Below are 18,190 nucleotides of genomic sequence, written 5' to 3'. Positions count from 1 at the left end.
CGCGACGCCTGCGCCTCAGCCGCGCATCATTTCCGTTGGTCCAGGCGGCTTCCTGCGTCAGGGTCCGGGCGACCAGCAGGCGCCGATCCCGCCTGCGCCGCCCCGCCGCCTGGTTCCCGCAAAGCCCAGCCCGGACATTGCGGGCAAGACGACGTTGCTCGACCTGACCGAGCGCATCTGCAAATGGCCGATGGGCCATCCGGGCGAACCCGACTTCCACTTCTGCGGTGAAGCGGTGAACCCCGGCTTTCCCTATTGCGTCGAACATTGCGGCCGCGCCTATCAGGCGCAGTTGCCGCGCGGCACGCGCCGTCCGCCGCCGCCCCTGCCCTTTGGCGGTCCGCGCGTCCGCTGAAGCTGCCGCAGCACTGATCGAGCAAGGGGCCGGTCCGCCATGACCGGCCCCTTCTTCTTGGCTGCGCTTGCACCTGCCGCTCACCCGCTTATAGCTGTGGGCCATGTCCGATCTGTTTCAGAGCCAGCCGCTCAGCTCCTCCGGTTACGACGCGTCCTCCATCGAAGTCCTTGAAGGATTGGAGCCCGTCCGCCGCCGCCCCGGCATGTATATCGGCGGCACGGACGAACGCGCGCTCCATCACCTTGCCAGCGAGGTGCTGGACAACAGTATGGACGAAGCGGTTGCGGGCCATGCGACCCGGATCGAAGTGCTGCTGGAGCCGGGCAACAAGCTGACGATCGTCGACAATGGGCGCGGCATTCCGGTCGGAATGCACCCGAAATTTCCGGGCAAGTCGGCGCTGGAAGTCATCCTGACCACGCTGCATTCCGGCGGCAAGTTCACTGACAAGGCCTATGCGACGTCCGGCGGCCTGCATGGCGTCGGCATCAGCGTGGTCAATGCCCTGTCGACAGTCACTGTGGTCGAAGTCGCGCTCAACAAGGAGCTTTTCCGCCAGAGCTTTGCCCGTGGCCTGCCCACCAGCGGCCTGGAAAAGGTCGGCGCGGCTCCTAACCGCCGTGGCACGTCCGTCAGCTTCATTCCCGATCAGGAGATTTTCGGGGAGCAGAAGTTCAAACCGGCGCGCCTCTACCGCCTCGCCCGGTCGAAAGCCTATCTGTTCGCGGGCGTTGAAATCCGCTGGAAATGCGCGCCCGAACTGATCAGCGACGATACGCCCGCCGAAGCCGTATTCCAGTTCCCTGGCGGTCTCGCCGACCATCTCAAGGAACAGGTGGGGACCCGCGAATGCGCCACCAGCGCCTTCTTCTCCGGCAATCAGGATTTTCCCGACGCCGCCGGGCGCGTGGAGTGGGCGGTAGCCTGGCCGCTCTGGTCCGACGGCAGCTATAGCTGGTACTGCAATACCATCCCCACTCCCGATGGCGGCACGCATGAAAACGGCCTGCGTGCGGCTCTGGTCAAGGGCATCCGCGCCTTTGCCGAACTGGTGGGCAACAAGAAGGCGAAGGATATCACCGCCGACGACATCGTCACTTCGTCGGAAATCATGCTGTCCGTCTTCATCCGCGACCCGCAGTTTCAAAGCCAGACCAAGGACCGCCTGACCAGTCCCGAAGCCGCACGCCTCGTCGAAAATGCCGTGCGCGACCATTTCGACCATTATCTGTCCGACCATATGGAACGCGGCAAGGCGCTGCTCGCCTATGTGATCGACCGCATGGACGAACGGCTCAAGCGCAAGGCCGAAAAGGAGGTGAAGCGCAAGACCGCAACCTCCGCGCGCAAGCTGCGCCTGCCCGGCAAGCTCACCGACTGTTCGATTGATGGCCCCGAAGGCACGGAAATCTTCCTGGTGGAAGGCGACTCCGCAGGCGGCTCGGCCAAGCAGGCGCGTGATCGCAAGACCCAGGCCATTCTGCCCCTGCGCGGCAAGATCCTGAACGTCGCATCGGCGAATACGGCGAAGATACTGGCGAACCAGGAAATCGCCGACATGATCCTCGCGTTCGGCTGCGGTACGCGCAAGGACTGCAATCCCGACAATCTGCGCTACGAACGCATCGTCATCATGACCGACGCTGATGTCGACGGCGCGCATATCGCGACGCTGCTGATGACCTTTTTCTTCCAGGAAATGCCGGAACTGGTGCGGCGCGGCCATCTCTACCTCGCCCAGCCGCCGCTCTACCGCATCGTCGCAGGCGGCAAGAGCCTCTACGCACGGGACGACGCCCATCGCGACGAACTTCTCGCCACGGAGTTCAAGGGCAAGAAGGTCGAGGTCAGCCGCTTCAAGGGCCTTGGCGAAATGAATCCCGGCCAGTTGCGGGAAACGACAATGGACCCCAAGACCCGCAGCCTCATCCGCATCACCCTGCCCGACGATGTCGAGGACCGGCAGCAGGTCCGCGAATTGGTGGAGCGGCTGATGGGCACCAATCCCGCGCATCGCTTCGCCTTCATTCAGGAAAATGCCGCGACTGTGGACGAAGAAGCGATCGACGCCTGACGTCATTTTCAGGGGCGCCGTGCTTTCATGGCTAGCGCCGCATTAACCACTGCGGGGCACGGGATGTTCAACCTTCCGCGCGATATGGGCAAGCATGTCAGGCTTCGCCCCGATCCTTCGCATCGCTTCCCGCGCCGCGCCCGCCCTGCTGCTGGCGGCTTGTGGCGGCGCTGCGCTCGCCGAAACCAGCGTGCCGTCGATTGCCACGGCCTCTGCGTTGAGCGGTCCGGCCTACGGCAATGCAGATCGCCTCGCATCCACCCTGCTGGCCGGTGGCATGAGCCGACTCGCCGCGATCAGCGCGCAACAGGGCAGCGCATCGCCGCTTGGCTGGCCGCCGCCGCTCGCCGAACGGCAAGCCATCATCAATGACGGCAGCATCAGAAAAATGCTCGCGCAGATGCCCGGATGGGAATTGCAGGGCGTCCGCCTGACGCTGAACCCGCCTGCCTTCAGCTACAGCCAGCCCGACCTAGTCCCCACCTTCATGCGCGGCCTCCTGGCAACGCCCGCAGCCCCGGTTCAGCCGCAATCCTTCCTGCTGCCGAAGCCCGCGACAATCACCTCCGCTCCCCGCAATGGCCAGCCCGACATTTTCGGCTCAGTGGCCATGGCAGTGAGCCGGACGCCGCTCGATGACAAATGGGCATCGGCCGTTCGTTCCAGCCCTGCCGCGGCACTTCCGGCCAGCCTGATACGGGCGGCCCGCGCCGCCACAGGCTTGCAGCAGGTGGCGATGGTGAACAGCTGGGTCAACCGCCAGCTACGCTTCGCCGACGACCGGCAGGGCCATGACAGTTGGGCTTCGGCCAGCCAGTCGCTGCGGCGCGGCGCGGGCGACTGCGAAGATTATGCCATCGCCAAGATGCAGCTTCTCGAAGCAGCGGGCTTCGACCGGCGCGCCCTGTTCCTCGTCATCGCCCGCGATCTGGTGAGACAGGCCGACCACGCAGTTCTCGCGGCGCGGGTCGGGGACGATCTGATGATCCTCGACAATATGACCGACCGGATTCTGCCATCCTCTTCGGTCAGCGACTACCGCCCGATCATGAGCTTCAACGCTTATGGCCGCTGGACCCACGGCTATCGCATGACCCCGCCGCAGCCGGTCCAGTTCGCCGCCCGCTGAACCGTTACGACCCTCACCGCTCTCTCAGAGCTTCTTCTCTTGCTTTGATGATGGGTTTGAGGAGGTAGGCGAGGACGGACTTTTGTCCTGTGAGGGATTTCGACGCCGCATATCATGCCTGGGGTGATGGGAGTTTGCGTGTGGCTGATCCATTCCAGCGAAAAAAACGGGCGACCAGTCCTTGAGACCGATCGCCCGTTCATGATGCGACCCATAGGCTTACCGGAGCCGTTCCTGTTCCTCATGGTCCGGCGCATGAGCCGGTGAAAACCTATGGGAAAAAAGGTGCCCCTCCGATGCCATCATGGATAACGATTGGTAAAGCGTTGGCAATTCACCCCAAGGGTTATATCTTTTGTTAAAGAGGTCTTACACCATGACTGGCTGACGAGCGCCGGATGTGCTCAGCCGCCATGGCCATCATCCTGCTGCGCTGCGCCGCCAGAACCGTTGGGAGCGGCAGGCATTGAGGCCAGCACGCCTTCCATACGCTTGCTCCGCCCGCTGTGCGCGCCCGTGGTGCGGCGGAATGTCGACAGGGCATAGTCCGCCAGTGGCCGGGCAGCATCAAATCTTTTGCGTGCGACGTAGAAGTCGACCAGATTTTCAAGCGCCATCTGGCAACCGGGATCATCCTCGCCCCGCGTGCGGGCATAGCCGTCGAAGACGCGGCGCAGCAGCAGTTCGGACTCGCGATAGTGGCCGGTGGCTTCCAGATGCAGCGCCAGATCATTGGCCGAAATCAGCGCACGCGGATCATCCGGGCCGAACAGCTCCTCCGCAAGCGCCAGGGCCTTGCGCGCAGGCTCCACGCCATCGGACGCGCGCCCGGCGGCATAAGCCGATTGCGCCGACGCCACCAATGCGCGCCACTCCTTTTCCCGCGCCTCGGTCACGCCGGGGACATAGGGCGCTTGCGCCTGCGCTGCCATCGCCAGTCCCAGCAGCACGGCAGCGGCAATGAATTTCAGCCTGAAAACATGACCGGACATGAACGCCTTCCCCCCTTCGCCTCCCGCACCATGCAGCCGGTCCGGTTACGAAAGCGCGAACCCAAGGCAGGCGGCAGGCGCGATCAGCCGGTCAAAGCCTCAACCAGCGCCTTGACCTTCTTCTGCCGCCATTGGGGCAAGGGCGCGATCAGCCAATAGCCGCAGGCCGACCCCTGCGCATCCCCCACCGTCCGCACCCGGCCCGCGTCAATGTCGGACTGGGCCAGCAGCAAGGGCACCGTCGCACGGCCAAAGCCGTTCACCGCAGCCTCGATCGCCAGCCCCGCATCGGCCACGCGGATGGTGGCCGGCTCCGCGCTGTTCGGGCAACCCGGCCATTCGATCCGGTGCTCAGGGCCGCCCCCGGTTCCTTCCACGGTCACGAAAGACGCTTCGCCCAGCTTCACCCCTTCATGCTCGCCCGGCCCTTCGGCAAGGCGCAAGGCGAGGTCCAGATTCGCTTCGGTGAAGTCCAGGCTTTCGTCCGCCGCGACGAGGGAGAATTTGATGTCCGGCTGGCTCGCCGCATAGGCTGCCAGACGCGGCTGGAGCCATTTCGCGGTGATGTCGCGCGGCGCCGCGATGGTGAGCGAGGAGCTTGATTGCCCCGCCTGCATGGCGCGGACCGCTTCCTCAAATTGCAGGAAGCCTGCCCGCAATGCCTCCAGCCCGGCTTCCGTTTCCGGGGTCAGCTCAAGCCCCTTGGGCGTGCGGCGGAACAGCACGACGCCCAGCAGATCCTCCAGCGCCCGTATCTGCTGACCGACGGCGGCAGGCGTCACCGCCAGTTCGTCGGCAGCGCGCGTGAAGGACAGGTGACGCGCGGCTGCATCCAGAACGCGCAGGCCGTTCAGCGGCAAATGGGTACGTTTCATTCAGCGACCGCCGGAGCTATGAGCGCGAAATGCGGGATCGCGATGTCGAACGTCTCCCCGCTTGCGCCGATCATATGATAATGCCCCCGCATGGACCCTGTGGGCGTGTTGAGCGGACAGCCGGACACATAATCATAGCTTTTGCCCGGATGCACCACGGGCTGTTCTCCCACCACGCCGTCGCCATCGACCCGATGCTGCGTCCCGCGCCCGTCGGTGATGATCCAGTGACGGGTCAGCAACTGCACCGGCTGCTCCCCGTCATTTTCGATGCGGATATGATAGGCCCAGAACCATCGGCCGCGATCGGGCTCCGACTGTTCGGGCAGGAATGTCACGGCCACATGCACGCTGATGCCGCGCGTGGTCGCATGGAAGGGGAAAAGCGCGTTCACGGCCAAAGGAATGCGCCTTTCACCCCTTGCCCGTCAACGGCCTATCGCCTTGAGCGCGCGATCCAGATCGTCGATTACGTCCTGCGGGTCTTCCAACCCGACGTTCAGGCGCAGCATATCCTCGGTAATGCCGACCTCCAGCCGCGCCGCTTCCGCCATGCCATAATGGGTGGTGGAGGCCGGGTGCGTCATCAGCGAGCGGGAGTCGCCGATATTGTTGCTGATGTCTACCAGTTCCAGGGCGTTGAGCAGGCCATGCGCCTCCTCCCGGCCGCCCCCGGCATAAAGCGAGAAGATGGGGCCAGCCATCTCCATCTGCTTCATGGCCAGCGCATGTTGCGGATGGCTTTCAAGTCCGGGATAAAGCACCTTGTCCACCCGGCCCTCGAGGAATTTGGCGACCTTCAGCGCATTTTCGCTCTGGCGGCGAATGCGCAGGTCCAGCGTCTCCAGCCCCTTCAGCACGACCCAGGCGTTGAATGCGGCGAGCGTCGGCCCGGTATTGCGGTGGAAGGGCAGCAGCGTGTTGATGATGAAATCTTCCGTGCCGCAGACCGCGCCCGCCAGCACCCGGCCCTGCCCGTCCATCATCTTGGTCGCGCTATAGGCCACCACGTCAGCGCCGAATTCCAGCGGGCGCTGCAATGCGGGCGTGGCAAAGGCATTGTCGACGACGCTGGTGATGCCATGCGCCCTGGCAATGCCGCAGATCGCCGCCATGTCGGCAACGTCCATCGTCGGATTGGCGGGCGTTTCGAAGAAGAAGACCTTGGTATTGGGCCGGACCGCCTTTTCCCAGGCATCATTGTCGGTCGCATCGACCGTCGTCGTTTCAATGCCGAATTTGGGCAGCAGCGTGTCGGTCAGCCAGCGGCAGGACCCGAACAGCGCCTTGCCAGCGACGACATGGTCGCCCGCCGACAACTGGCACAGCAGCGCCGCGGTCATCGCCGCCATGCCGCTCGCCGTGGACCGGCATGCTTCCGCGCCTTCCAGCAGGGCGATGCGCTTTTCCAGCATTTCCACGGTTGGGTTCTGAAGGCGGCTGTAGGTCATGCCCTGCTGCTCGCCGGCAAAGCGCGCCGCCGCGTCCTCCGCCCGGTCATAGCAATAGCCGCTGGTCAGGAACAGCGCCTCGGACGTTTCGCCCCACTCGCTGCGCGCGCTGCCGCCCCGCACGGCGAGCGTCGCAGGCCGCCAGTTCTTGGTGATCTCCGGGTCCTGACCGCTCTTGCGCTTCATATTCCGTTCCTCAATTCAGCGTGGCCAGCACCGCATCGCCCATTTCGACCGTGCTCATCGTGCCGCCCAGGTCAGGGCTGCGCGCGCCACCCGCCAGCGCCCTGGCGACGGCCGCCTCGATCCGGTCGGCCTGTTCCGGCATGGCGAGCGAGTAACGCAGCATCATGGCCGCCGACAGGACCGTTGCCAGCGGATTGGCCTTGCCCTGCCCGGCAATATCGGGCGCGGAGCCGTGGATCGGCTCATAGAGGCCCTGATTGCTGTCGTTGAGCGTGGCCGACGCCAGCATGCCGATCGACCCGACGCACATGCTGGCCTGATCGGACAGGATGTCGCCGAACATATTGCCGGTGACGATCACGTCGAACTGGCCCGGATCGCGCACCAGCTGCATCGCTGCATTGTCCACATACATATGGCTCAGGGCGACATCGGGATATTCGGCCGACACCTCGATCACGACATCGCGCCATAGCTGGCTGGTTTCCAGCACATTGGCCTTGTCCACCGAGCAGAGCTTGCCCCGCCGCGCGCGCGCCGCGTGGAAACCCTGATGCGCAATCTTGCGCACCTGTTCCTCATTATAGGACATGATGTCATAGCCTTCACGCAGGCCATCGGCTGTCTTGCGCATGCCCTTTTCCCCGAAATAGACGTCGCCATTGGTCTCGCGCACGATCAGCAGGTCGATGGCGCTCGCCACCTCCTTCTTCAGCGCGGACGCGTCCGCCAGTTCGGGGAAGACCTTGGCCGGGCGCAGGTTGGAAAAGAGGCCCATCGCCTTGCGCAGGCCCAGGATCGCCTGTTCAGGCCGCAGGTGGCGCTCCAGCGAGTCGCAGTCGGGATCGCCCACCGCGCCGAACAGGATGGCGTCGGCTCGCTTTGCAAGGTCCAGCGTTTCGGGCGGCAGCGGATGGCCCACCGCCTTGTAGGCAGCGCCGCCGACCAGCCCCTCTTCATAGGTGAGGCCGTCGATCCCCAGCGCGTCCAGAACCCGCCTCGCCTGCGCGACGATCTCCGGGCCGATACCGTCTCCGGGAAAAAGGGCGATCAACATATCCAACCTCATCCAAAATTCACATCGTCCGCATGGCGGCGGCAACCGGCCCGCCCTTGCAAGATGCGGACGCCATGCGCAAGGCGTGTTTTGCAGCTAGCCCACCACCCGGCCCAGCCTTTCCACCAGCCGTTCCCGCGCTGCCAGCACATCGGCGCGCCAGCCGGTCAGCACCGACCGTTCCAGGAAAAAGCCGGTGAGGCGCAGCCCGTCCAGTATCGCCCGCCACTCCCCCGTCCCTCCTTCCAGCAGGAAAGCGGGGAGCGGCAGCAGGCGGCTTTCATAACCCTCTGCGCCGGTACGGCTGACGGCGGCCGCGCTGCGGGGGCTGACAAAGGCAAGGTCCGTGTCTCCCCCGGTTGCCGCGCACCGGCCAAGGTCCAGCCCAAAACCCAGTTCCGCCAGCAGCAGCAATTCATAGCGCACCAGAGCCGCCGCCCATCCACGCGCGGCGGGCGCAGCCTCGACAGCACCGAGCACGCCGTCGAGCGCCTGAAAGAGCGCCGGATGCGGCGTCCCTTCGGACAAGGCGGCCGCCGTAAGCGCGCACGCCCAATCGATGGCAGCGGCGGGCAAGGGCTCTGACAGCAAGGGCGCGCGGCTATGCTCCAGTTCCAGGCTGAGACCCGCCAGTTGCTCCTCTGTCCGCGCGCGGAACTCCGCTTTCACTGCGTTACCCGGCAGCAGCACCGGCCGCATCGCGCGCGACCGCCCGCCCCGGACATAGCCCGCCAGCAATCCATGATGGGGTGTCAATAGCCGCGCGATCGCGCCATGTTCGCCATGATGCCGTGCGGCGCAAACCAAAGCGGGAGTGATCAGCGCCGGCATGGCCCTCCCTTACAGCCGCGCCCACCCCAACGCCATGGGCATCGCGACGCTGATGAGAGCGGATATGGAGTGATTTCGGTTCCTGCGCGTGGTCAATTCGGACCGGGGCCAGCGCCTGCAACAGGCTGCCATGCAGATCGTATTGCAGCCCTCTATAATATATTCCTTATACTGCCGACTTATTGAGAACGGCCAAGCATCTATGAATCAAAAACAAATCATCCGTGGAAGTAGTCATAGACTTGTTGCGCAACTGCTTTCGATACGCCGGGCGCTTTCTGCAAATCCTCCAGCGCGGCGCTCTTTACGGCCTTGGCTGTGCCGAAATGCATCAGCAAAGCTTTCTTCCGCGACGGGCCGATGCCTGGAACTTCATCCAGTGAACTGACGGTGATCGCCTTGCTGCGCTTCTGCCGGTGCGCGCCGATGGCGAAGCGATGCGCTTCGTCCCGCAGCCGCTGGAGGTAGAAAAGAACGGGATGATTCAGCGGGAAGGTGATTTCCCGCCCATCGGGCATGTGAAACACCTCCCGCCCGGCATTGCGGTCAGGCCCCTTGGCCACGCCGATCATGCACACATCCTCGATCCCCATATCTTCCAATATGGCGCGCGCGGCCGAAAGCTGCCCCTTGCCGCCGTCGATCAGGACGAGGTCGGGCCACTCCCCGCCGTCGCGATCGGGGTCCTCCCGCGCCGCCCGGCCGAAGCGCCGTTCGAACACCTCCCGCATCATGGCGAAGTCGTCGCCGGGCGTGGTGTCGGGATTGCGGATGTTGAACTTGCGATAGGCGTTCTTGCGGAAACCCTCCGGCCCCGCCACCACCATCGCGCCCAGCGCATTGGTGCCCTGAATATGGCTGTTATCGTAAATTTCGATCCGGTCCGGCACGCCGTCCAGCCCGAACCTCTCCACCATCTCGTCCAGCACCCTGGCCTGCGTCGTCGTTTCCGCCAGCCGCCGGTCCAGCGCCTCCACGGCGTTGCGCTGCGCCTGCTGGATCAGCCGCGTGCGCGCGCCCCTTTGCGGCACCTCTATCCGCACCTTGGCTCCCAGCCGTTCGCCCAAGGCCTGCGCCATCAGCTCGCACTCTGCGGGCGCGCGATCGGACAGGATCAGCTTTGGAGGCGGCACTTCTTCGTAAAATTGCGCCATGAAGCTCGCCAGCACCTCATCTTCGCTGACCTCTGCCGTATGGACGGGAAAGAAGCTGCGGTGGCCCCAATTCTGGCCGCCGCGAATGAAGAAGGCCTGGATGCACATCGCCCCGCCTTTGGCAGCGAGCGCGAAGATATCCGCGTCGCCAAGCCCATCGGCGTTGATCGCCTGGCTCCCCTGGATGAAGGTCAGCGCCTTCAATCGGTCGCGCAGCACGGCCGCCTGTTCGAAATCCAGCGCTTCCGATGCGGCCTGCATCGCCTGCCCCAGCTTCTTCTGCACCGCGGTCGACTTGCCGCCCAGGAAGTCCTGCGCGTCCTTCACCAGTTCGGCATAGCCCGCATCGTCGATCCGCCCGACGCATGGCGCGGAACAGCGGCGGATCTGGTAGAGGAGGCAGGGACGCGAGCGGTTGGCGAAGAAACTGTCGGTGCAGCTCCGCAGCAGGAACAGCTTCTGAAGCGCGTTGATCGTCCGCGTCACTGATCCGGCGCTGGCGAAGGGACCATAATAGCGCCCCTTATATTTGCGCGCGCCGCGATGCTTCTGCACCCGGGGGAAGGCGTGATCCTCCCGCAGGAGGATGAAGGGAAAGCTTTTGTCGTCGCGCAGCAGCACATTATAGGGCGGGCGAAAGCGCTTGATCAGCTGCGCTTCCAGCAGCAGCGCCTCCGCCTCGCTGTTGGTGGTCACGATCGTCATGGACCGCGTCTGCGAGACCATGCGCTGCAACCGCTTGGGAAGGCGGTCCACCTGCGTATAGTTGGCGACGCGGTTCCGCAGGGCGCGCGCCTTGCCGACATAGAGCACGTCGCCCCGCGCGTCCTGCATGCGGTAGACGCCGGGCCGCACCGGCAGCGTCTTCAACGTGGTACGGATCGCCTCCACGCCAGCTTCTATGTCCGGCGTTCCTGCGCCGCGAACGGTGTAACTGGCTTTGTCTTCGTGAAAACGGTCAGGCGATTGGGGATGCGACATAGGGCAGAGATAGCGGTGGCTGTGGCAAGCGCAATGGCCTTGACCAGCGGCTCACCGACTATCCGCGGCCGTAACCCCAAGAGCGACCGGCATTCAGTTCTGGCGGCCTGCAAATGGCGGTTCTTCGCGCTTCCGGTGCTCACCTACTGTAAAGACGCTGCGCGCCGGGTCACGAAAATCACCATTTCGCTACGCTGGCCTTCGGCTCGGCTCCCCATCTCCCGAATGTCGATCGGTCCTAGGGGTCAAGCATGGTCAGGGATTCAACGCCGGTGAAGGCTCGGTCATGGCCATGCCTCCCAGCATTCCGGCCCCGCTTACAAGCGCATCGTCTACCAACGCAACGAACAGGGCCGGTGCGACGATCCGCACCGGCCCTGTTCGACTGTTGCGCTGTTCCAGTGATCAGACGCTGGTGCCAAGGCCCCGGATAGCGCCATCGACCAGCGCACGATCGGCGTTCGCGTCGTGATTCTGGGCGATCAGGGTCGCGGCCGCACTTGTCGCCGCATTGACCGCCTTGGCACGAATGTCGGCGATCGCCGCGCGTTCGGCGGCGCCGATCTTGTCTTCCGCCATCTTCTGACGGCGGGCGACCAGAGCGGCGGCATTCGCCTTGGCGTCCTCCAGCAGTGTCGCCGCATCGTTTTCGGCTGCCTTGCGCATGGCTTCGGCTTCGCCTGCGGCAGCGGCGATCTTCGCCTCATATTCCGCTTTCAACGCTTCGGCTTCCGCGCGGAGCTTGGACGCTTCTGCCAGCTGGCTCTTGATCTGAGCGATCCGTCCATCGAGCGCGCCGCCGATCAGGCCCGGCACCTTCTTGACCAGCAGGATGATGATGAACACCGCCATCGCCAGGCTGACCCAGGCGGTGGCATCCATGCCGACGGCCTTGGGATCGCTGTGGGGAGCAACCCCTTCATGCGCGACGGTGCCGACAGGCTCCAGCCCTTCCGCATGGATCGCTTCATTCAGGTGCGGAGGAGTAGCTTCGCTTTGCTGTGCTGCTGCGTCAGCCATGGGCCAGGGCCGCCTTTACTGCATTGCGGGCCGCTTCGTCCGACGCCTGAACGCCGGAGATGCGTGCCACCATGTCGCGCGCCGCTTCGGCCGCAACGGTCTCAATCTCTGCCATGGCCGCCTGGCTGGCGGCCTGGATGCGTGCTTCCGCAGCGCCGATCCGGCTCGCAATCTCTGCGTCGGCTGCGGCGAGCTGCCCTTCGGCAACCTTGGCGGCTTCGGCCTTGGCCCGCGCCAGGGTCGCCTGAACCGCAGCGCGGTTTTCAGCGTCGCGGGCGCGGTAATCGGCTTCCGCCTCGTCAGCGCGCGCGAAGGCGGCCTTGGCGGCGTCGAGGTCGCCCGTGATCTTGGCGTCGCGCGCGTCCGCCGTCGCCTGAACCTTGGGCACCATGCCCAGGCCGATGACGAAGAACACGAAGCCGAACGTCAGCAGCATCCAGAATATCTGCGAAGCGTAGGTTTCGGCGATTTGCGCGATTTGAGGCATATTATGAGGTCCGTCCGATCAAGGCGCGGTCAAATTCAAAGGGAAGCGGGCGAGCGGCACCGGGCCACCCTCCCGCTTTCCAAACGGTCAGGCCACGAACACCAGGATCATGGCGATGACGAAGGCCAGCAGGCCCAGAAGTTCGGCGGCGGCGAAGCCGATGAACAGGCGACCCTGCTGACCGTCAGCAGCACCCGGATTGCGCAGCGCACCTTCGAGGAACGATGCGAACACATTGCCCACACCGAGCGAAGCGAGACCCGCACCGATGGCGGCCAGGCCAGCACCGAGCAGCTTTGCGGCTTCTGCGTCCATGTCGTAAACTCCCTTTTCTAAACTCTAACAAACGTTGATGAAATTGCGGAAACTCAGTGCAGATTCTCGGCGTCGTTCAGATAGACCGAGGTCAGCAGCGCGAACACATAGGCCTGGATGACCGCGACCAGCACTTCCAGCGCGCTGATGCCGATCATCAGGATGAAGCTCGCCGAACCGACCGTCAGGCCATAGCCCACGCCCGCATTCGCACTGTTGATGACAAAGCCTGCCAGCACCTTGAGCAGGACGTGGCCCGCCGTCATGGCGACGAACAGTCGCAGGCCAAGGCTGAACGGACGCACCAGGAAGGACACCAGCTCGATCGGGAAGATCACCGGGATCATCGGCAGCGGCGTGCCGTGCGGAACGAACAGAGAGAAGAAGTGCAGGCCATGCTTGTAGAAGCCGACCGCCAGCACGATCGAGAAGCTGAGGATCGCCAGCACCCCGGTCGCCGTGAAATGGCTGGTGAAGGTGAAGGGATGAAGGCCGAACAGGCCCAGCGGCAGCAGGCCCAGCAGGTTCGCCAGCAGGATGAACATGAACAGCGAGAAGACGTACGGAATATACTTCTTGCCGCCCTCGCCCACATTGGCGATCAGCAGGCTCTTGATGAAGCCGGTCATATATTCGACCGCCATCTGCCAGCGGCCGGGAACCAGTTCGCGCTTCATGCCGCCGACCACGAAGATCCACAGCACCACAGCGGCGGCCACCATATAGAGCGCGCTGTTGGTGAAGGCGATATTGAACCCGCCCAGCGACAGGTGATCCGTACCGAACAGCGGTTCGATCGCAAACTGGTGCATCGGATCGATTTTGCCGGATTCTGCCACGTTGACCCCTGTAACGTCTAACCTTTTCGACTAAGACAAAAGCGCCCCTTATTGGTCGGGACGCTTTGCCGTCGTCAATCTGATGATGTTCCTGAACGCCACCACGATGCCCAGACCGAGGAAAGCGAGCAGAAGCCATGGGGATGTCCGCAGGAAGTAGTCCAAAGTCCCACCTACCACGGCACCACCGGCCAGACCCCCGATCAGTTCGGCGAGTACCCGGTTGCCAAGGCGCGACCCATCGTCCGCCTTTTGTCCCGAGGTCCCCTGCCTGACCTGTTCAGCGCGCTCAGCCCGCCCGATCCGCTCCTCCAAAGAAGCGATCCGTGCGTCCTCATCCGCCGGGTCTTGCCCGGGCACTTCCGCTACCATCGCCAATCCTTCCATTCGGGCTTTCAGCCCAGGTCCGGTGGCATGGCGTGTGCGGCTGCACCCGTCAAGGCGCGGCCCGTTTAGAAAGGGCTTTCGGGATAGTCAACCATCGTTGGGCAGGAGTTTTCGCCGCAGCTTCGAAGCGCCGGGCAAACCCCTGCCTCCCGCGCCGTCAGCCCGCCGTCGCGCAGTAGGACGGCAGGGCGATCGGCCCGGCGCCCTTGGTCTGCCATGGTCCGGCGCCGATGCGATAGACCTGCCCCGCCTTCACGCGGCTGCTGAGCGTCTGGCACCCCGTGGCGGCGGCGACGTCCTGCACGGTGACACCCCGCTTGCTGGCAAGGTCCGTGTAAGCGGCGCGGCGCTTGATGTTGATCGATTCGACTTCGGAGCGGACCGCCGCACTGACGGTTCCGGCGATGCCCAGATAACCATCGGCCTGTTCGCCCACCGCCCCTTCCGCCATGGCGGCGGCCACCGCGCCCGACTGTGCCCAGGCCGGAGCGGTCGCGGCGAGCCCGGTCGCCAGGGCAATGGCGGCACAACCGGCGATCATCAGAAATTTGCGTGTCATTGCGGGAACAACTCCGGGTTATTCTGGATAAGGTCCTGCGCGTCGCGTTGCAGGCGCACGACGACTTCCTGCTGCACTTTCACGTTCAGGTTGATTTCGATAGGCTTGTCCGGTGCCTTGACCTGGATGCAGCCTCCCAGCGCCAGCCCCGCACAGCCCACTGCAAAGATCGCTTCTTTCCTCATTTCTGCTCCGTCTTTTGCACAGTGTCGCTTTCCGCAGGCTGAACTGCAATCCCTTCCCTGATCTTCTCCTGCATCTGATCGCCGATGCTGTTCTGGATCAGGGTCGTGGGATCGATGAAGGATTTCGCCGTGCCGAGCAATCCGCGGAAGGGCGCGGCGATTCGCACGTTGAACAGGAAAGGCAGGCCAGTGAAATTGCGCGCCAGCCCCGCCGGAGCATCGCCGATCCTTCCCCGATTCACCCCGTTGAACACGACATTGGTCACCATCTCTCCATCCAGCGCGCCGTCCATCAGGATGGTAAGGCATTTATATTGCAGGTCCTTGAGAGCGTCGAAGGCCAGCCGCCCCATCGCTCCCAGTTGCTGGTTCGACACTGGCCCCACATAGGAAAGCGTGCCTGATTGCCGGTTGGGGTCGCAGGGGATGGAGGGCAGCACGCCTTCGGGCATGATCAGCGGCGGCATGCCCTGCTGCCGCGCGACCAGCACGCCGCCCGCCACGCGCCCGCCCTCCGCATTGAAGATCAGCGGCATGATGCCGTCGAACGTGCCGGTGGCGGACACATTCTCAAGCTCCATCGCCTGGATGAAGGCGCCCGCGTCCAGGCCGATCACGCGGAACGTCAGATAGCGGTCCACATCGGCGCTGAAATCCATGATAGTCGGCAGCAAGTCCAGACGTCCGCCCGAAAAGGGCCAGCCGCCGCCCTCGATATGCACATGCTGGCCCGGTTCCAGCCGATAGCGGACGATGCCATCGCGCACCTCCACACCCGGATTGACGGAGCGAATCCGCACCTCCTGCCCCGGCGCGCTGACAAGGCCCAGCAGGTCGGTGAAGCGCAACTCGCCCGAAAGCCCCTCCACCGGGCCGAAAGCAGCGGCAAGATTGGCGTTGTCCGTGCGGAAAACACCATCGCTGGTGACGTTGGATCCATTCCAGCGGATATGGCCCTCACCGCTGATGGTGCCTTTCACATTGGCGACCACGCCCAGGGTCAGGCGGGTGACTTCCTCCGGCTGAAGGTCCGGTCCAAAGACAAGGCCGGGCACCGCCAGATCGGCCTTGCCGCGGCCGGTCGACAGGTCATGCGCGATGTCGGCGCGCGCCACCAGGGCGTCGTTGCGCGGCACCCGCATTGAACCTGTCGCGGCTATGCGTCCATCCTTCAAGGTCAGCCGGAAGTCTGGAACCTTCAGCGGCTGGAACCGGCCGGGCGCCTGCGCATCGCGCACCATGACGCCAGCAGCGAGCTTGAGGGTTCCGGCGGCAAAGCTCCAGTTGCCCGCGCCGTCCTCGATGATCAGCGGCACGGTGCCGATCTTCCCGCCAGCGCCGCTCAACGTCCCGCTCAACCCCCGCGCCGACGATTGGCCGTTCAGGCTCGCCGCGCTCAACCGGACAGGCGCTTCGGACGATCCGATGGCCAGTTCCGCACCCGTCAGCGCAAAGCCCATCTGCCCCAGCAGCAGTCGCGCGCGATCGGCGGAAAGCCGCATCGGGTTGTCCCCGCTCCTGCCCGACAGCGTCAGCCCCCGGATTTCCGCGCCGCCGCGCAAACCCGATGGGCCGGTTGCGACCAGCGCCCCGTCAACCGGGCACAGCGTCTGGCGCGTCCGCCCGATGGTGAAGCTGCCATATTTCGCTTCGGCCAGCGACAGCGGCACGCAGCGGCTGTTGATCGCAATCACTCCGCCCGCCGTCATCCGCCCTTCGACCGGCATGGTCAGCCCCCGCAAATGTCCACCCGGCAGAGGCCCATCCAGCCTGACCGTGGTGGAAAAGCGCGTGTCGCCGCCCGGCCCGGCCTGGAAGCGCACCGGCTCCAGCGCCAGTTTCGCACCATCCGCCGCATAGCTGTCCACGAACAGCTGACCGCCAAAACCGCCGCCCGTCCTGCGCGCCAGCCGCAACGCCGATTTGGGAAGGCCGCCACCCTCCGTCGTCATCGACCCGTCAAGCGCCCAGTCGATCGCGCTGCCACTCCGTCCGGGCCAGGAGATGGTGACACGGCCATCGCCGGGAATCGCAGCCCTGGCGCCGCTACGCGCTTCGAACCGGACGCCGTTCAACACGATGCTGCCCCCACTTCCACGCTGTGTGAAGGCGAGATTGCTCTGCAACACATTGCCCGCGCTGGCCCGGCGCACCGCCTGTGCCAGACGATTCGCCAGCGGGCCGACCGGCGTGCCGCTGGCCGATCGGCTGAGATCGCCCAAAGGATCGCGTCCCGCCATGCGAAGCTGATGAGCGGACAGCCTGCCCTGCACGCGTGAACCCCCTTCGCCCATTTGCCAGACGCCGCTGAACTCCGTCCGCCCCGCCGCAGCGCCAGCGCCGGACAGGGCGTCGGCGCCGATCCGCACCCGCCCCGCCATCGCCTTGGCCGAGCCATTGAAATCGATCCGCCCGTCCGGCCGCGCCAGCAGCACGCCATTCGACCGCAGCGCCACGCCCGACAGCGCCGCATGCCCCTCCCACCTGTCGAGCGCCTTACCAAAGCGTACATCCACATCCGCGACCGGCTTCGCGATCGCGATGTCCGCGCCGCGACAGCCGATCGCCGCCGCCCTTACGGGGCCGGAAAGACGCGGCCGCCCATCCTGCATGGCCACATTCAGCGTCGCCGTCATGCCTGCCATCCCACATCCCGCCAGGCGCGCATCCGGCATGGCTGCGGCGATCTTCCCTCGAAAACCGGACGGCAAATTGCCCTCGCCATCGATCTGCATGCCGACCGGCCCGGCGTCGGTGTCCAGTTCGACCCGCGCGCCGGACAGCGCCAGCACGATATCGGGCAGGCTGAACGGCGTGGTGGAGGAAGGGTCGCGGAACTTGTCCAGTTCGCCCAGCCGCAACACGGAATCCCGGTAGGACCCGCGCAGCCGCACGCCCCCGGCCCGGACCGCAGCGACATGGGGCGACAGGCTGGTGAAGGCAATGTCCACTTCCACCCATTTCGCCGTCAGGTCCGGCCGGGCCGGATCGCCCAGGACGATATTCTCTATCCGTTGCGTGCGCAGCCCCACCTGCGTCAGGTCATAGCGGGCCTGCACGCCACGGCGGTTCATTTCCCGCCCGATGAAATTTTCCGCGATCGGCGCGCGCTGCGTCCAGAGCGCGACGAGAATCAGGGCCAGCGACCCTGTTCCCACGCCCAGCCAGCGCAGCCAGGCCCGGCGAACGTCCGTTTCGCCGTCCTCATCTTCCATGCCTGTCGCCAACCCCGGCTTATGTCCTCAAATCTGTAACGGCATCATAACGTCTGATGGCCTCTAAATATCCTTGCCCGCCGAATGTGCAACGC

At 64.9% G+C, this 18,190-nt stretch carries 18 protein-coding genes; 3 read left to right on the top strand and 15 right to left on the bottom strand.

The window, feature by feature from the left end:
- The 3 genes from L288_RS41705 to L288_RS41695 all read left to right on the top strand — a co-directional run.
- Positions 1-355: GcrA family cell cycle regulator (locus L288_RS41705; RefSeq protein ID WP_021240122.1), on the top strand; the 355-nt coding region annotated here is incomplete at its 5' end.
- Between the two features lie 103 nt (positions 356-458).
- Positions 459-2,432, top strand: coding sequence for a DNA topoisomerase IV subunit B (parE, locus tag L288_RS41700; RefSeq protein ID WP_031305006.1), 1,974 nt, complete (start codon positions 459-461; stop codon positions 2,430-2,432).
- 94 nt (positions 2,433-2,526) lie between these two features.
- Positions 2,527-3,561 (top strand): transglutaminase-like cysteine peptidase, encoded by a 1,035-nt coding sequence (locus L288_RS41695; RefSeq protein ID WP_021240120.1) that lies wholly within the window; start codon positions 2,527-2,529, stop codon positions 3,559-3,561.
- Positions 3,562-3,965: 404 nt separating this feature from the next.
- Here L288_RS41695 and L288_RS41690 read toward each other — a convergent pair whose 3' ends face one another.
- The 15 genes from L288_RS41690 to L288_RS41620 all read right to left on the bottom strand — a co-directional run bounded on the left by L288_RS41690 (position 3,966) and on the right by L288_RS41620 (position 18,095).
- Positions 3,966-4,553 carry a tetratricopeptide repeat protein gene (locus tag L288_RS41690; protein WP_021240119.1) on the bottom strand — a complete coding sequence of 196 codons (588 nt, stop codon included), beginning with the start codon at positions 4,551-4,553 and terminating at the stop codon, positions 3,966-3,968.
- A gap of 83 nt (positions 4,554-4,636) precedes the next feature.
- A complete protein-coding gene (locus L288_RS41685; protein WP_031305004.1) occupies positions 4,637-5,428 on the bottom strand; it encodes a LysR family transcriptional regulator in 792 nt (263 codons plus the stop codon).
- The gene (gene apaG / locus L288_RS41680; RefSeq protein WP_030538427.1) at positions 5,425-5,823 is read right to left on the bottom strand and encodes a Co2+/Mg2+ efflux protein ApaG; all 399 of its coding nucleotides are present in this window, start codon (positions 5,821-5,823) and stop codon (positions 5,425-5,427) included. Before apaG ends, L288_RS41685 begins: the two co-directional genes overlap by 4 nt.
- A 33-nt stretch (positions 5,824-5,856) precedes the next feature.
- Complete coding sequence (locus L288_RS41675; protein WP_021240116.1) at positions 5,857-7,065, bottom strand: trans-sulfuration enzyme family protein; 1,209 nt, start codon at positions 7,063-7,065, stop codon at positions 5,857-5,859.
- 10 nt (positions 7,066-7,075) lie between these two features.
- On the bottom strand, positions 7,076-8,122 hold the full coding sequence (gene leuB / locus L288_RS41670; RefSeq protein WP_021240115.1) for a 3-isopropylmalate dehydrogenase: 1,047 nt from the start codon (positions 8,120-8,122) through the stop codon (positions 7,076-7,078).
- 96 nt (positions 8,123-8,218) lie between these two features.
- The gene (recO, locus tag L288_RS41665; RefSeq protein WP_021240114.1) at positions 8,219-8,953 is read right to left on the bottom strand and encodes a DNA repair protein RecO; all 735 of its coding nucleotides are present in this window, start codon (positions 8,951-8,953) and stop codon (positions 8,219-8,221) included.
- A 218-nt stretch (positions 8,954-9,171) separates the two neighbouring features.
- The gene (gene uvrC / locus L288_RS41660; RefSeq protein WP_031305003.1) at positions 9,172-11,088 is read right to left on the bottom strand and encodes an excinuclease ABC subunit UvrC; all 1,917 of its coding nucleotides are present in this window, start codon (positions 11,086-11,088) and stop codon (positions 9,172-9,174) included.
- 405 nt (positions 11,089-11,493) lie between these two features.
- Positions 11,494-12,108, bottom strand: a complete 615-nt coding sequence (locus L288_RS41655; protein ID WP_021240112.1) for a F0F1 ATP synthase subunit B family protein — start codon at positions 12,106-12,108, stop codon at positions 11,494-11,496.
- Positions 12,101-12,595 carry a F0F1 ATP synthase subunit B family protein gene (locus L288_RS41650; RefSeq protein ID WP_021240111.1) on the bottom strand — a complete coding sequence of 165 codons (495 nt, stop codon included), beginning with the start codon at positions 12,593-12,595 and terminating at the stop codon, positions 12,101-12,103. The genes L288_RS41655 and L288_RS41650 overlap by 8 nt, the downstream gene beginning before the upstream one ends.
- 87 nt (positions 12,596-12,682) lie before the next feature.
- Positions 12,683-12,910, bottom strand: coding sequence for a F0F1 ATP synthase subunit C (locus L288_RS41645; RefSeq protein WP_021240110.1), 228 nt, complete (start codon positions 12,908-12,910; stop codon positions 12,683-12,685).
- A 53-nt stretch (positions 12,911-12,963) separates the two neighbouring features.
- Complete coding sequence (locus tag L288_RS41640; protein ID WP_021240109.1) at positions 12,964-13,749, bottom strand: F0F1 ATP synthase subunit A; 786 nt, start codon at positions 13,747-13,749, stop codon at positions 12,964-12,966.
- Positions 13,750-13,797: 48 nt separating this feature from the next.
- Positions 13,798-14,121: an AtpZ/AtpI family protein gene (locus L288_RS41635; RefSeq protein WP_021240108.1), complete on the bottom strand. Its 324-nt coding sequence runs from the start codon at positions 14,119-14,121 to the stop codon at positions 13,798-13,800.
- 172 nt (positions 14,122-14,293) lie between these two features.
- Entirely contained in the window at positions 14,294-14,695 is a 402-nt protein-coding gene (locus L288_RS41630) for a YdbL family protein (RefSeq protein WP_021240107.1), read from the bottom strand.
- Positions 14,692-14,880 carry a YnbE family lipoprotein gene (locus tag L288_RS41625; protein WP_021240106.1) on the bottom strand — a complete coding sequence of 63 codons (189 nt, stop codon included), beginning with the start codon at positions 14,878-14,880 and terminating at the stop codon, positions 14,692-14,694. Before L288_RS41625 ends, L288_RS41630 begins: the two co-directional genes overlap by 4 nt.
- The gene (locus tag L288_RS41620; RefSeq protein ID WP_021240105.1) at positions 14,877-18,095 is read right to left on the bottom strand and encodes an intermembrane phospholipid transport protein YdbH family protein; all 3,219 of its coding nucleotides are present in this window, start codon (positions 18,093-18,095) and stop codon (positions 14,877-14,879) included. Before L288_RS41620 ends, L288_RS41625 begins: the two co-directional genes overlap by 4 nt.
- Between the last annotated feature and the right edge of the window lie 95 nt (positions 18,096-18,190).

Origin of the sequence: Sphingobium quisquiliarum P25, assembly GCF_000445065.1 — a bacterium.
Lineage (GTDB): Bacteria > Pseudomonadota > Alphaproteobacteria > Sphingomonadales > Sphingomonadaceae > Sphingobium > Sphingobium quisquiliarum.
This window is presented reverse-complemented; position numbering and strand designations above follow the sequence as displayed.

Bases quoted from the DNA above. Each gene is read 5' to 3' on its own strand.
- parE (WP_031305006.1), top strand. From the start codon at position 459: ATGTCCGATCTGTTTCAGAGCCAGCCGCTCAGCTCCTCCGGTTACGAC.
- L288_RS41695 (WP_021240120.1), top strand. From the start codon at position 2,527: ATGTCAGGCTTCGCCCCGATCCTTCGCATCGCTTCCCGCGCCGCGCCC.
- L288_RS41690 (WP_021240119.1), bottom strand. From the start codon at position 4,553: ATGTCCGGTCATGTTTTCAGGCTGAAATTCATTGCCGCTGCCGTGCTG.
- L288_RS41685 (WP_031305004.1), bottom strand. From the start codon at position 5,428: ATGAAACGTACCCATTTGCCGCTGAACGGCCTGCGCGTTCTGGATGCA.
- L288_RS41675 (WP_021240116.1), bottom strand. From the start codon at position 7,065: ATGAAGCGCAAGAGCGGTCAGGACCCGGAGATCACCAAGAACTGGCGG.
- leuB (WP_021240115.1), bottom strand. From the start codon at position 8,122: ATGTTGATCGCCCTTTTTCCCGGAGACGGTATCGGCCCGGAGATCGTC.
- recO (WP_021240114.1), bottom strand. From the start codon at position 8,953: ATGCCGGCGCTGATCACTCCCGCTTTGGTTTGCGCCGCACGGCATCAT.
- uvrC (WP_031305003.1), bottom strand. From the start codon at position 11,088: ATGTCGCATCCCCAATCGCCTGACCGTTTTCACGAAGACAAAGCCAGT.
- L288_RS41655 (WP_021240112.1), bottom strand. From the start codon at position 12,108: ATGGCTGACGCAGCAGCACAGCAAAGCGAAGCTACTCCTCCGCACCTG.
- L288_RS41650 (WP_021240111.1), bottom strand. From the start codon at position 12,595: ATGCCTCAAATCGCGCAAATCGCCGAAACCTACGCTTCGCAGATATTC.
- L288_RS41645 (WP_021240110.1), bottom strand. From the start codon at position 12,910: ATGGACGCAGAAGCCGCAAAGCTGCTCGGTGCTGGCCTGGCCGCCATC.
- L288_RS41635 (WP_021240108.1), bottom strand. From the start codon at position 14,121: ATGGTAGCGGAAGTGCCCGGGCAAGACCCGGCGGATGAGGACGCACGG.
- L288_RS41630 (WP_021240107.1), bottom strand. From the start codon at position 14,695: ATGACACGCAAATTTCTGATGATCGCCGGTTGTGCCGCCATTGCCCTG.
- L288_RS41625 (WP_021240106.1), bottom strand. From the start codon at position 14,880: ATGAGGAAAGAAGCGATCTTTGCAGTGGGCTGTGCGGGGCTGGCGCTG.
- L288_RS41620 (WP_021240105.1), bottom strand. From the start codon at position 18,095: ATGGAAGATGAGGACGGCGAAACGGACGTTCGCCGGGCCTGGCTGCGC.